Origin of the sequence: Flavobacterium sp., assembly GCF_044377315.1 — a bacterium.
Classification (GTDB): Bacteria; Bacteroidota; Bacteroidia; order Flavobacteriales; family Flavobacteriaceae; genus Flavobacterium.
Window position 1 is genome coordinate 40,889 of the sequence record NZ_JBILJG010000008.1, and the last position, 14,989, is coordinate 55,877.

General features: G+C 31.7%; 10 protein-coding genes. 4 read left to right on the plus strand and 6 right to left on the minus strand.

Annotated elements, in window-relative coordinates; all coding sequences use genetic code 11:
• Positions 1-2 precede the first annotated feature (2 nt).
• Positions 3-851 carry an S-adenosyl-l-methionine hydroxide adenosyltransferase family protein gene (locus ACIQ66_RS04000; RefSeq protein ID WP_396211515.1) on the minus strand — a complete coding sequence of 283 codons (849 nt, stop codon included), beginning with the start codon at positions 849-851 and terminating at the stop codon, positions 3-5.
• 153 nt (positions 852-1,004) lie between these two features.
• Between ACIQ66_RS04000 and ACIQ66_RS04005 the strand changes: the two genes are divergently transcribed.
• The 4 genes from ACIQ66_RS04005 to ACIQ66_RS04020 all read left to right on the plus strand — a co-directional run bounded on the left by ACIQ66_RS04005 (position 1,005) and on the right by ACIQ66_RS04020 (position 4,380).
• Positions 1,005-1,445: a hypothetical protein gene (locus ACIQ66_RS04005; RefSeq protein WP_396211516.1), complete on the plus strand. Its 441-nt coding sequence runs from the start codon at positions 1,005-1,007 to the stop codon at positions 1,443-1,445.
• 7 nt (positions 1,446-1,452) lie between these two features.
• Positions 1,453-2,403 (plus strand): PhoH family protein, encoded by a 951-nt coding sequence (locus tag ACIQ66_RS04010; RefSeq protein ID WP_396211517.1) that lies wholly within the window; start codon positions 1,453-1,455, stop codon positions 2,401-2,403.
• A 162-nt stretch (positions 2,404-2,565) separates the two neighbouring features.
• Positions 2,566-3,369, plus strand: a complete 804-nt coding sequence (locus ACIQ66_RS04015) for an SDR family NAD(P)-dependent oxidoreductase (protein ID WP_396211543.1) — start codon at positions 2,566-2,568, stop codon at positions 3,367-3,369.
• A gap of 60 nt (positions 3,370-3,429) precedes the next feature.
• Positions 3,430-4,380 (plus strand): phosphoribosylaminoimidazolesuccinocarboxamide synthase, encoded by a 951-nt coding sequence (locus ACIQ66_RS04020; protein WP_396211518.1) that lies wholly within the window; start codon positions 3,430-3,432, stop codon positions 4,378-4,380.
• 167 nt (positions 4,381-4,547) lie between these two features.
• Here ACIQ66_RS04020 and ACIQ66_RS04025 read toward each other — a convergent pair whose 3' ends face one another.
• The 5 genes from ACIQ66_RS04025 to ACIQ66_RS04045 form a co-directional block, all read right to left on the minus strand.
• Positions 4,548-6,950: a thiamine pyrophosphate-dependent enzyme gene (locus ACIQ66_RS04025; protein ID WP_396211519.1), complete on the minus strand. Its 2,403-nt coding sequence runs from the start codon at positions 6,948-6,950 to the stop codon at positions 4,548-4,550.
• Positions 6,951-7,131: 181 nt separating this feature from the next.
• The gene (locus tag ACIQ66_RS04030) at positions 7,132-9,876 is read right to left on the minus strand and encodes an aminopeptidase (RefSeq protein ID WP_396211520.1); all 2,745 of its coding nucleotides are present in this window, start codon (positions 9,874-9,876) and stop codon (positions 7,132-7,134) included.
• 108 nt (positions 9,877-9,984) lie between these two features.
• Positions 9,985-10,710: a TIGR00730 family Rossman fold protein gene (locus ACIQ66_RS04035; protein ID WP_396211521.1), complete on the minus strand. Its 726-nt coding sequence runs from the start codon at positions 10,708-10,710 to the stop codon at positions 9,985-9,987.
• Positions 10,711-10,740: 30 nt separating this feature from the next.
• Entirely contained in the window at positions 10,741-13,602 is a 2,862-nt protein-coding gene (uvrA, locus tag ACIQ66_RS04040; RefSeq protein WP_396211522.1) for an excinuclease ABC subunit UvrA, read from the minus strand.
• A gap of 336 nt (positions 13,603-13,938) precedes the next feature.
• Complete coding sequence (locus ACIQ66_RS04045; protein WP_396211523.1) at positions 13,939-14,898, minus strand: Fic family protein; 960 nt, start codon at positions 14,896-14,898, stop codon at positions 13,939-13,941.
• Positions 14,899-14,989 lie beyond the last annotated feature (91 nt).

Genomic DNA, 14,989 nt, shown 5'->3' on the forward strand with positions numbered 1-14,989 from the left:
TTTTATTTAAACACTATAGAAATAAAATCTCTATAGCCAATTCCTAATAAACTTGAGGCAGTTCCAACGGTTGAAGCATTACTTCTAAAAATGGCTATTTCTAGAAAGCCAGCCTCGTTGAAAACTGCTAATTTTTCACCTTCATAATTTTTCACACCATAATTCCCAGCGTTGGCAATATCGGAATATTTTGCAAAAATAGTTTTTAAAGTTATTTTTTTGGCATGAGCATATTTTTCATTCAAAATTATTTCATAAGGTCGGTTTTTACCAATCTCCAAAAATAATTGTTTGGTAATGTTTGTAATGACATTTCCGAAATTATCTATATAAACTACAGAACCTTTTATAGTATTTTTATCATCAGAAACAACAGGTTTTAAGTCGGTTACATCTTTTATTTCCATGATTTCTTTTCCAATAACATTTAGCAAACCTCCTTTCGCCAAATGACAAGCGACTTTCACAAATACATCCATATCAGTTGCTTCAGGCAATAATCTATCGTGGATGTTGATAGTTACTATTTTTTGAGGAACAATTTTTTGAATTAACATACTCAATATTCCGTTGTCAGCGCATACAAAATAATGGTCGTTCCACTGCATGGCAATATGTTGATTTTCCTTATTTCTTTCAATATCAACACCAACTAAATGCACAGTTCCTTTTGGAAAGCTTGCATAGGCTGAACTTAATATATAGCTAGCTTCGGCACTGTTGAAAGCATCAATATCATGCGAGATATCAACGATTTTAGCATCCCAAAATTCAGATAAAATTTTCCCTTTCAAAGCACCAACAAAATGGTCTTTAAGTCCGTAATCGGTTGTAAGGGTAATTATTGACATAAATTTGTTTATAACTATATGATTAGCTTACTTAACTAGCTTACTAATATTATTAAATTTGAAATGATTGCAAAGCTAAAGTATTTTAGCTTCATTCAAAATTCATTTATTAATAATTGTATGATGTTTGGTATAAAAAAAGTTTTTTTTTTTTTGAATTCAATATTAATTCATGCTCAAAATTTGCAGTATGAGTCAAATGGAAGAATAGTTGATGATATGAAAAACAAACTTTCGGTCAATCAAGTTAAAGCATTATTAAGTGATAATAAAGAGTTGTTAAAAAACTATACTGATGCTAGAACAAAAAAAGATGTTGGTAATGTTTTGCTTTATGGAGGTTTAACTATTTTAGCTACTGATTTATCAATAGGTTTTTTTGGACCTAAAGTTGTTGATTATCCAACTGGTTTAACAATAGTCGGGGCATTATCAATGATAATTGCTGTTCCAGTTAAAATTGGATATTCAAAAAGAATTAAGAAAGTAGTAGATGATTATAATGCTACTAATGGTGTTGGTTATTATAATATAGAAAAGCTAGAGTTTATTTCTAATAATTCAGGTGTTGGATTACGATTAACTATTAAATAATTATATATTGAACGAACGTATCATTGAATTACACGACATCGCTCCAAAAGAATTTTGGGGTGCACAAGACACTCATCTTGAAACTATTAAAAAATATTATCCCAAGCTAAAAATAGTGGCGCGAGGAACGACACTAAAAGCTTTTGGGGAAAAAGAAGAGTTAGATGAGTTTGAAAATCGTTTTAATCGATTGATGTTGCATTTTACTCGTTATAATAATATTGACACCAATGTTATTGATAGAGTAATCCAAAGCAATTCAAACGAAGAACATCGTATGCCTGACCATGACAAGATTTTGGTTCACGGAATAGGAGGTAAGCTCATAAAAGCGTTGACACCTAATCAGCAAAAATTGGTTGATTATGTGTGTAAAAATGATATGGTTTTTGCTATAGGACCAGCTGGAACAGGAAAAACATATACAGGTGTTGCTTTAGCAGTCAAAGCATTAAAAGAAAAGCAAGTCAAGCGAATTATATTGACAAGACCAGCCGTTGAAGCTGGAGAAAATCTTGGTTTTTTGCCTGGTGATATGAAAGAAAAGTTAGACCCATACATGCAACCATTATATGATGCTTTGCGTGATATGTTGCCACCGCAAACCCTCGAAGATTACATTTTGAAAGGAATAATTCAGATTGCCCCTTTGGCATTTATGCGTGGAAGAACTTTGGATAATGCCTTTGTAATTTTGGACGAAGCTCAAAACACAACGCATTCTCAAATGAAAATGTTCTTGACTCGTATGGGCAAAAACGCCAAGTTTATGATAACGGGTGATCCTGGGCAAGTTGATTTACCAAGAAGAACTATTTCGGGATTGAAAGAAGCCATTCTAATTCTGAAAGATGTAGAAGGAATTGGCATCATTTATCTTGACGACAAAGATATTGTGCGTCATAGATTGGTTAAGAAAGTAATAGATGCTTATAAGAGTATTGAAAATCACGACTAAATGTTATACTAACAATATTTTAAACTCTGTTAAAACTAAAAACTTTAACAGAGTTTTTTTGAGAAGTTTTATTATTATTTGCTATTTTATTACAAAAGTATATATTTGTTAAAATTTAGTTAACAATAAACTTAAAACTTATTTACGATTAAAACGATATTAATTACGGGTGCTGCTGGTGGTTTAGGAGTCGCAACTGCTAGCTACTTTGCACAAAAAGGATGGAATGTTATTGCAACAATGGTTTCAATTGAGGAAGCAAATATTTTTAGAGACGTACCGAATATAAAATGTTACGAACTAAATGTTACTTCATCTGAAAGTATTGAAAAGGCAAAAAGGTCTATTTTAAATAACCATAAATCTATTGATGTTATTATTAATAATGCTGGTATTGGTTATAGAAGTTTTGTTGAGCTTTCAGACGATTCCAAAATTGATTCTATTGTAGATATCAACTGGCTAGGAGTTGTTAAGGTTTGTCGTGCTTTTATACCTCATTTTAGATCGCAAAACAAAGGACAGTTTATCAATATTTCTTCTATTGCTGGATTAGTAAATTTGCCTTTAGGAAGCTTTTACCATTCAACCAAACAAGCAGTTGAAAGCTTTTCAGAGTGTATGGCTTATGAGTTAATGGATTTTAATATAAGTGTTTGTACAGTTCAATTTGGAAATGCTCCAACCAATTTTCAAAAAAATGTTACCAAATGTGAAGCCTCTTCCATAGCTTCCTATAATGCCATGATGTATAAAATTACGGATATTTTGAACAAAAAAACACGTAAAAATCATGATTTGACAAACTGTATTGTTGAAAAATTATACAAAGTTGCAGAAAATCCGTCTACGAAATTTAGAAAATATACTATTGGATTTGATGCTAATTTTATGAAATATTTACGAAGATTTTTAGGTTATAGAGCATTTAATTTTGTGATAAGGAAAAAGGTTTTAAAGAAGTAAAAATAATTGTATTTGAGTGTAAAAGAAACTATTTTTGCAAAACAACAACACACTAAACTAATGAATACAATAACTACAACTAATTTTAATTTTCCCAACCAAAAATCTGTTTATCGAGGTAAAGTTCGTGAGGTTTACAATATAAACGATGAACTTTTGGTAATGGTTGCAACAGACAGATTATCAGCTTTTGATGTTGTAATGCCAAAAGGAATTCCGTATAAAGGTCAAATTCTGAATCAAATTGCGACTAAGTTCATGCAACTTACTCAAGATATTGTTCCCAATTGGTTAGTTGCAACACCTGATCCAAATGTGGCAGTTGGTCATTTATGCGAACCTTTTAAAGTTGAAATGGTAATTCGAGGTTATGTTTCGGGTCATGCTGCTCGCGAATATGCTCTTGGAAAAAGAATGCTTTGTGGTGTAGAAATGCCCGAAGGATTAAAAGAAAATGATAAATTTCCAACACCAATTATTACTCCAACAACCAAAGCTGATAATGGTTCGCATGATGAAGATATTTCGCGTGAGGCTATTTTGGAAAAAGGAATTGTAAGCGAAGAAGATTATCTAGTTTTAGAAAAATACACAAGAGCATTATACCAACGTGGAACCGAAATTGCGGCTTCTAGAGGATTAATTTTGGTTGATACTAAATATGAATTTGGCAGAACCAAAGATGGTAAAATTGTACTGATTGACGAAATCCACACACCCGATTCTTCTCGTTATTTTTATGCCGATGGATACCAAGAAAGGCAAAATGATAATGAAGAACAAAAACAATTATCTAAAGAATTTGTTCGTCGCTGGTTGATAGAAAACGGTTTTCAAGGGAAAGATGGTCAACAAATTCCAGATATGACAGATGAGTATATTGAAACGGTTTCGGAGCGATATATTGAACTTTATGAAAATATTTTAGGTGAAAAATTTGTAAAAGCTGATATTACCAATATTAATGAACGAATAGAAACAAATGTTGTTTCGTATTTGAAAAGTTTGTAATTATGGTTGGCTAACTAGCCCTGATTGGAGAAAGTAGCTGCCTACTTGTTTCTTTAACAAGTTGGCACTACTTCGGAAAGCGGGAATTACGATTCCTAAAATGCCTAAACCATTCGCTCCAAATAAAAAAACGTTCCAAATCAACTAAGTTTTGGAACGTTTTTCTTTTAATACAAACTTGGATATTTACTTGGATTACTTTCGTGCATCATTTCATATATTTTCTCGTAAATATCTTCTATTGAAGGTTTTGAAAAATAATCACCATCGGTTCCATAAGCTGGTCTGTGTGGTTTTGATGCCAAAGTTTGTGGTTTGCTATCTAAATATTCGTAAGCGTTTTGTTCATCAATTATTTGTTGCAAAATATAGGCAGAAGCTCCACCTGGAACATCTTCATCAATAATTAATAAACGAGAAGTTTTTTTAACACTTTTTAGAATTCCCTTTTCAATGTCAAAAGGTAATAGTGATTGAACATCAATAATTTCACAATCTATTCCTATTTCCAACAATTCTTTAGAGGCTTGTTCTACCAAACGCAACGTTGAACCATAGGAAACTAAAGTGATATCTGATCCTTGTTTGATAGTTTCAACAATACCAATTGGTGTTTTGAATTCGGTTAAATTGGTTGGCATTTTTTCTTTCAAGCGATAACCATTTAAGCATTCAACTATCAAGGCAGGCTCGTCAGTTTGCAATAAAGTATTGTAAAACCCCGCTGCTTTGGTCATATTTCTTGGCACCAAAACGTGAATTCCACGCACAGCATTTATAATCATTCCCATTGGCGAACCCGAATGCCAAACTCCTTCTAACCTATGTCCACGAGTACGAATAATCAAGGGCGCTTTTTGTTTACCGCTTGTTCGGTATTGTAAAGTTGCCAAATCATCGCTCATAATTTGAATAGCATACAACAAGTAGTCAAGGTATTGAATTTCGGCAATAGGTCTTAAACCTCGCATTGCCATTCCGATACCTTGCCCTAAAATGGTGGCTTCACGTATTCCTACATCGGCAACACGAAGTTCACCATATTTTTCTTGCATGCCTTCTAATCCTTGATTAACATCACCAATATTTCCGGCATCTTCTCCAAAAACTAAGGCTTCTGGATATTTTGTAAATATAGCATCAAAATTGTCGCGTAGAATCAATCTTGCATCAACATCTTCGGTACTTTCATCATAAATTGGTAAAACTTCTTTTATACTGTGAATATTTTGAGAAGAAGTTGAAAATAAATTTCCGCTAAATTTAGGTTGAATTTTTCTAGTATATTTTTGAATCCAATCGGCTAAAACTGCACGATTACTTTCTTTGATAATCATTCTCAAAACCTTACGAGCAGTAGAAAGAATTTCTTTGCGTATTGGTTCTTTTATGGAAGCTAAATCTGATACGATTTTATCAATGAAAACTTTGTTATCACTTGTGCTTGCTATTGTTGTAAGTAATGAAACCAGTTCGATTTGTTCCGCTTTAGTTGGTTCAATAAACGCTGACCATGCTGCTTTTTTACCTTCTAATACTTCTGCTCTTGATTGTGACTCGATTGCAGAAAGTTCTTCTTCGGTTGCCAAACTATTTTCTAGTAACCAAATTCTCATTTGAGCAACACAATCAAATTTGCTTTCCCAAGCCAAACGCTCTTCGTTTTTGTAACGTTCGTGTGAGCCAGAGGTTGAATGTCCTTGTGGCTGTGTCAATTCTTGCACATGTATCAAAACTGGAACGTGTTCTTCGCGAGCAATAGCACCAGCTTTTTCGTAAGTAGCTACTAATTCGGCATAATCCCAACCTTTTACTCTTAATATTTCAAATCCGTTATTGTTTTTATCACGTTGAAATCCTTTTAGAATTTCAGAAATATTTTCTTTGGTAGTTTGATGGCGTGCATGAACCGAAATTCCGTATTCGTCATCCCAAACGCTCATTACCATCGGCACTTGTAAAACACCAGCAGCATTAATAGTTTCAAAAAATAATCCTTCTGATGTAGAAGCATTTCCAATTGTTCCCCAAGCTACTTCATTTCCTTTATCTGAAAAATTGGTTGTATCAATTCCTGCAACATTTCTGTAGATCTTTGAAGCTTGGGCTAACCCTAATAAACGGGGCATTTGACCTGCTGTTGGAGAAATATCTGAACTTGAATTTTTTTGTTTTGTTAAATTTTTCCAATGCCCATTTTCATCTAAAGAATGCGTAGCAAAATGTCCGCCCATTTGTCTTCCAGCCGACATTGGATCGTGTTGGATATCGGTATGACCATATAATCCTGCAAAAAACTGCTGAATAGTCAGTTCACCTATAGCCATCATAAACGTTTGATCACGGTAATAACCAGATCGGAAATCACCATTTTGAAACGCTTTTGCCATAGCCAATTGCGGCACTTCTTTTCCGTCTCCAAAAATTCCAAATTTGGCTTTACCTGTAAGCACTTCTTTTCTTCCAAGAAGGCTACATTCTCTGCTAATAATGGCAAGTTTATAATCTTTAAGCACTTCATTTTTAAAATCTTCAAATGTAAGTACTGCTGTCGTTTCTGCTTGATTCATAAATGAAAAGTATTTCTTTGGGAAACAAATTTAATTAAAAACTTAGTAATTATTGCATACTTTCAAAAAAATAAATAATTGAATATTTAATAGATAATAGTTCTATTAGCATAAGTGAATTAGAAAATTATTAGTAAAAATGAAATAAAACAAGATTTACTGCAATTTTAAGGATTAAAAACTAAAACCATTTTCTTGTAAAAAGGTTTAAAAGTGTTTTTGGACTTACTGTTATTAAGAAACGAATTTTTTCGTCATAATTAGGTTGTGCGATTTCCCAACCATTATTAGAATAAATTGGTAAATAAAGTTCAAAAAAATCTTGAACGAAATTTAAACGAATTCCGTTATCATATATAAATTCAGGTGAAATGGATTTGTTTTTGGCAAGTCCAATATCGCCATATAGTTCAATCCAATTCCAAATGGTAAAACTTGCATTTGAGGCAACAAGCCACTTATTAGCATTTGTAGGCATTATTTTAGACTTAAATCCGCCATCTCCTACAACATATTGTTGACTAAATAGTCCTGAACTTTCAGATCTTCCTAGTAAGTTTTGTTCAAAAAGATAATCATTTGGACTACTTATCCCAAAGCTATAGTAATCAGAAATGGTTTTATTAGTAATAAAACTTCCAGCATAAAGTCGTAAACTTAGTTGACGATTGTCATCATATAATTTTCTGTAAAATATTGAACCTGAAATTTTACTAAATCCATTTGAATATTGAAAATCAGTGCCATAGCTAAATAGAGATGTTATTTCGTTTGTAAAATTGAAGTATCTTAAATTGAATATAGAATAATTGTCTTCTTTTTCTTGAAGCAAAAATTTTGATTTTTCTTTATTGATGATATTATACCTAGCAGAAATTCCTGATTTGTGATTATTTCTTAAATCGGGATCTCTAAAAGTCATTGAAATTGAAGGATTCAATTTAAAATAAGTAGCATCTGGTGCATAATGAAAACGTGAACCACTCATAAAATATTTCATATTGAAGAGTTTACCTTCTCTATAATCTTTATTTATTCCAAAGCTAAAACTTCCTGAAAGCGATTCAGAATTGATTGCATACATTGGGTTTACATCTAAAACAAAAGGTTTTTCAAGAATTGTTTTAGTATGAAAACGTAAACCTAACATAGCACCATCGTATAAATTGTATTCAAAAGAAGGAACATATAAAATTTGGTTGTAATAGGGGTTTTCTAAGTCCTTCATAAACGCAAATTTTAATGGACGATTTAGACCTAAGCGTTTAAGTGATTTCCAGTTGTTTCTCAAATTATTTTCGGGAACTTCATTTTTATAATTGATAACAATTTTATCATAATCAGTTTTAGGAACGGTAAATGTGCTGTCTGTTTTGATATTTTCCAACCATTTTTTGAAGAGAACTTGTTTGTTTTTTATTCCAAAAACGGGAATTGGAACTGTTGTTATCTTATTGTTTTTTATAGTAAAAGTTACACTGTCTTTTTCTTTGATAATTTTACCAAATTTATAATCAATCAAATCTCTTGAGTCTATTATGTTATTGAAAAACCAATCAATATTTTTAGTTGATTTTGATTTTAAAATGGTTTCAAAATCTGACCTAGTTGTCTGTTTTGTAGAACTTAAGAAATAAAATTCTTTGATGGAAGTAGGAATGATGTTTTGTTCTAAATAACTATCTAAATAGTTAAAACTTAATCCTGCTTTATATTTGGATGCAATTCTTTCGTTGAATCTTATTAATTTATCTTTGGGTTGATTTAGAGCTTGATCCAAGTTTTTTCTAACCATTAATAGATAATAGTAGCTGTATTGTTGATTGAAATCAAGATTGATAAGATTGAAGCTTTTTAAAATTTTGAATCTTGCAATGCTGCCCATCATTTTGCTTTGAGGATGAAATTCGTCCATGTATTTCATCATCATATAAACTTGAATGCCGTCACTAATCCAGTAATCATTTCTTTGATTTAAGTTTACAGAACTTCTCAAAAAGTTGTTAATGTAGGTTTTAAGAAATTTTAATTCGTATAAAAATTCATTTGAAAATGGACTTAAAAAAGAAGGTAATTGGTTCAATCCGTAAAAAGGATTTCTATCGTAATCAGCTTGTGAAACTGTAATTTTTTGATGTGGATAATTTCCAATATTATCATTAACAAAACCAACAATTCTATCAATTATAATTGCTTTTTTTATATCGTCTAATTTATTGTCATCTATGTTACTAAGCACTTCTATTGTACCATTACTATAACTGAAATAATTTGATTTTTTACCTAAAAGAAAACTAAAACTTTGTCTGTTTTTTCCAGAAAGTGTATAAGAATTTGTAATTGGATTTTCTAGGTAACTATCTTGATTTAAGTCAGTTGTTAGTTCGTGGCCTTTTGGAATTGAGACTTCCAATTCATAATCAGAAAGCGAGTTGGCAACATCATCAATATTGGCATTACTATTGGTTACAAAAGCTCCATTTTCATAACGAGCTGGAGTCAAAAAAAAGTCTTTTAAGTAAAAATTATTTTTTTTGCCAAATCCATAACCAGTAAATGAATCATTTGGAATTTTAAGGGAATAAATAAGAAATAATTTTACTGACTTATTTGGAGCTAATTTATTTTCTAATCGAATTTTGATTATATCAACTTTGTCTTCTAGTCGGCGCCAATCTAAAGTTGATTTGTTTTGATCTAAAATGATTACATTAGTAGTAAAACCTTTGTCTTCATCCTTCGCTAGTAAAAAATTGCGTTCAAATTCGTCAGAAAATCGTTTTCCCAAAGTTGAATTTTTATCAGAATAGGCGTTATTCCAATCGTTTAGAATAATAGCATCTAAAGTATCATTAGTTTGATTATTGAAAGTCAATTCTTGGTAAACACTCACTAATTTTTTTTCAACATCAAGCGCAACAGTCATTTTAGAATGATGTTGAGCGCTTAAATTTGATATTACTGAAACAAGTAAAAATAATATGTATTTGAAATTCAATAGTTTAATTGTTTGCGAAATGAGATAAATTTCTATTTAGAAATTTGGGCTCAAATTGTATTTTTTATAGAAATTATCCAATGCTTCAACCACCTCATCTTCGGTATCAACTACTTTTATTAGGTTCATATCATCAAGATTGGCATTTTTCTGTTTATCAATCATAACGGTTTTAATCCAATCTAAAAGTCCAGACCAAAATTCGGTTCCAACCAAAATAATTGGGAATTTACCAATTTTCTTTGTTTGAATTAAAGTTATTGCTTCAAATAATTCGTCTAAAGTACCAAAACCTCCTGGCATTACGACAAAACCTTGTGAATATTTTACAAACATTACTTTGCGAACAAAGAAATAGTCAAAATTCAAGTTTTTATCTTTGTCTATATAAGGATTATAATGTTGTTCAAAAGGCAATTCAATGTTTAACCCAACAGAAGTTCCCTCGCCACGATGCGCTCCTTTGTTTCCAGCTTCCATAATTCCGGGTCCACCACCAGTGATTACACCATATCCAGCTTTACTGATTTTGTATGCAATACTTTCGGCTAATAAATAATATTTGTCATCTGGTTTTGTTCTTGCCGAACCAAAAATAGAAACGCAAGGTCCAATTCTAGCCATTGATTCATAACCATTTACAAACTCAGACATGATTTTAAAAATCGCCCATGAGTCGTTGGTTCTAATTTCGTTCCAAGTTTTTTGTTTTAATTTATCTTGTATTTTTTCGTCTTCGTTTTCGTAATTGTTAAATGACATTTTATTCTATTTTTTTATTTTAATTTAATACTAAAGTAGTTCTTTTTTTAAAAACTGCGCAGTATAGCTCTTTTTATTCTTTATAATTTCCTCAGGTGTTCCTTTGCATAATATTTCGCCACCAGCTTTTCCACCTTCCATACCAACATCGATAATGTAATCGGCTAGTTTAATTACATCTAAATTATGTTCGATAATTAATACTGAATTCCCTTTGTCAACTAATTTAGTAATAACTTCCATCAATACTCGAATGTCCTCAAAATGAAGACCAGTTGTTGGTTCGTCCATGATGTAAAAGGTGTTTCCTGTATCTTTTTTAGACAATTCTGTTGCCAATTTTATACGTTGTGCTTCGCCACCAGAAAGTGTTGTACTTTGTTGACCAAGTGTAATGTAACCCAATCCAACATCTTGAATTGTTTTGACCTTTCTGTAAATTTTAGGAATCAATTCAAAGAAATCGACTGCTTCATCAACCGTCATATTCAAAACATCAGAAATTGATTTCCCTTTGTAACGAATTTCTAAAGTTTCTCTGTTAAAACGTTTTCCCATACATGTTTCACATTCCACATAAACATCAGGTAAGAAACTCATTTCTATTGTTCTAACACCCGAACCTTCACAAGTTTCACATCTTCCACCAGCCACATTGAAACTAAATCTTCCGGCTTTATAACCGCGAATCATGGCTTCGGGCGTCATAGTAAACAAACTTCTAATTTCTGAAAAAACATCGGTGTAGGTTGCAGGATTACTTCTTGGTGTTCTTCCAATTGGGCTTTGGTCAATATCGATTACTTTGTCAATATGTTCTAAGCCTTCAATTTTCTTGTAAGGCATTGGTTTTTTGACACCATTAAAAATATGAGCGTTCAAAATAGGGTAGAGTGTTTCATTAATCAGGGTTGATTTTCCACTACCAGAAACTCCAGTAACGCAAATTAGTTTTCCAAGAGGAAATTCAACGGTTACATTTTTAAGATTATTTCCGTTGGCACCAGTTAATTTTATTGATTTTCCATTGCCTTCACGACGTTTTTTTGGAACTTCAATTTGCATTTTACCATTCAGATATTGTGCAGTGATAGTATTTTCTTTCAGCAATTCTTTTGGTGTTCCCTTACTGATAATCTTTCCACCAAATTTTCCTGCTTTCGGACCAATGTCAATAACATAATCGGCACATTCAATCATGTCTTTATCGTGTTCTACAACCAAAACAGAATTTCCTATATCACGAAGATTTTTTAAAGAATTAATCAATCGTTCGTTGTCACGTTGGTGTAAACCGATGCTTGGTTCATCCAAAATATAAAGCACTCCAACCAATTGTGAACCAATTTGAGTTGCCAAACGAATACGTTGCGCTTCACCACCAGAAAGTGATTTAGAACTTCGACTTAAAGCCAAATAATTCAAACCAACATCCATTAAAAATTTCAATCTATCATTGATTTCTTTTAAAATTTCAGTTGCAATTGTTTTTTGCTTATTGGTTAGAACTTTTGGTAAATTTTCAAACCAAACGGACAATTCTGAAATATCCATTAAAGATAATTCAGCAATGTTTTTATCGTTTATTTTGAAGAAAAGTGATTCTTTTTTCAATCGAGAACCCTTACATTCAGGACAATTAATTTCGTCCATAAAGTCTTTTGCCCAACGTTTTATACTAGTTGAACCACTTTCGTCATGCTGATTTTTAATGAATTTAGCAATTCCTTCAAAATCAATTTTGTATTCTTTAGTAACACCTGCTGCTTTTGAAACTACTGAAAATTTTTCATTTCCACCGTTTAAAATCATTTCCAATGCTTCATCTGAAATAGTTTCGATAGCATCGGTCAATTTGAAGTTATATTTTTCACCAATAATTTCCAATTGTTTGAACATCCATGAACTTTTGTATTCGCCAAGTGGCGCAAATCCTCCTTTGTTAATTGATAACTTTGGGTTTGGTATAATTTTTTTTAAATTGATTTCATTTACAGTTCCCAAACCATTACAATGTTCGCAAGCACCTTTTGGAGAGTTGAACGAAAATAAATTTGGTTCAGGATTTTGATACGAAATTCCAGTTGTTGGACACATCAAAGTTCTACTAAAAAAACGCACTTCGTTTCTATCATGCTCAATTACCATCATAATATCATCGCCGTGATGCATTGCTGTTTTGATACTTTCGGCTAATCGTTTATCAGTATTCTGCATCGCCAGTTCGCCATTTTGGCTCGGGTCATCTTTCTCGATTTGCATCCTATCAATCACAATTTCAATATCGTGTGTTTTGTAACGATCTAATTTCATTCCAGGAACGATATCTTGAATTTCACCATTTATGCGAACTTTTACAAAACCTTGTTTGGCAATTTGTTGAAATAATTCGGCATAATGACCTTTTCTAGCACGAATAACTGGGGCTAAAATATTGATACGTTTACCAATGAAATTTTCGGTAATCAATTCTTTGATTTGCTCATCTGAATATGAAACCATTTTTTCGCCCGTGTTATAACTGTAAGCATCAGCAGCACGAGCAAAAAGCAAACGCAGGAAGTCATAAATTTCGGTAATGGTACCAACTGTCGAACGAGGCGATTTACTTGTAGTTTTTTGTTCAATTGCAATTACAGGTGAAAGTCCGTCGATTTTATCTACATCTGGACGCTCCAATCCACCAAGAAACTGTCGTGCATAAGCAGAAAAAGTTTCAATATAACGTCTTTGACCTTCAGCATAAATGGTATCAAAAGCCAATGACGATTTTCCCGAACCTGAAAGTCCAGTAATCACTACTAATTGCTCACGTGGAATGTTGATGTCAATGTTCTTAAGATTGTGAACTCTTGCACCTATAACTTCAATAAAATCGTTTGTGTCTTGCATAATTTTTGGCAAAACGCAAAAATACAATTTTATGAGCAAATTTCAGTTAGTCGGTTAAGAAGAATTTTTTAAAGATTTTTATATTTTGAGAAAATAGTATTTATTTAAAACTATCAACATTTTAGGAATAGTATGGCGCATTGAATATTCTAAATTTGGATTGGGATTAGTAACCAATCTAACTTCTAAGCATTATTGAATAATTTTATCGAAAGTAGATTAGAAACAATTGATGTTGACTTTGAATTTGAAGTAATCCAAGCACTTGAAGACGAAATAAAAAGTCTTAGTTTGCAGTCACAGTAATCAGAAAGCACTGAAAACTGCGACTGAAAACTAAAGAACTCTTTTCCTTTGACGATTTTCAATATAATCTTCAATGGCTTTTTTGGTTGTGTACCAATTTCTTCCTTCTTTGTGAGCATCAATTTTTCCTTGTCTTGCTAATAAGCTGATGTATTCTTGACCATAATAAGAGTTTGGCTCACTAACAATATTCGAAATTTCTTGAAAATCATAATCATTATCAGGCAACGAACTAAGATAAATATTTAAAGTTCTTTCTTGCGCCTGACACATTAGTAACATCAATTTTTGATAATTGCCATTATTAGCTTGGTTCAATGCTTCGTAATATTTTTTTCTATCATTTGATAAAATAATCGCTGGCGGAAATCCTTTTCGCATTAAAAGCAAGTTCATTGCTAATCGAACCGTTCTTCCATTTCCATCAAAAAAAGGATGAATCCAAACAAATTTATGATGAAAAATGGTTGCCAATTCAATGTCGTTCAATTGCAAAGGATTTGTATTTACAAAATCAATTAATTCATCTAATAGATCAGAAACTTTATTGGCATTTGGTGGAATGAAATTGGCTCCAGAAATTCTGACACCACCATTTCTAATTCTTCCTGCAAAATCTTCTTCAATCATATTGAGTACCAAACTATGAATAGATAGTATATCGATTGCTCGAATTTCATAACTATCATCAACAATAGAAAATAAATAATTGATGGCTTTCTCGTGATTTTTTGCCTCAAAATGTTCGCGAAGTGATTTTCCTTTTACAGTAATTCCTTCTTGAAGAACCATTTGCGTTTCTTGAAGCGTCAATGTATTTCCTTCAATACTGTTTGAATTATATGTCCACTCAATAGATAATGATTCTTTAATTTTTTGCAAAGCAATATTTGGCAATGGTCTGCTTCTTTTTAAAACAGCCATTTTATCGTACAATCTCTCGAATGTTGATTGTAATTCTTCTTTATATTTAGTATCAATGTTCCACATAACGATGCAAATATATTTATTAATATCGGATAATACAAATTTTAAATCTATCCGATATTAAAATTTTTCAAAATTCAATATTAATGACAAA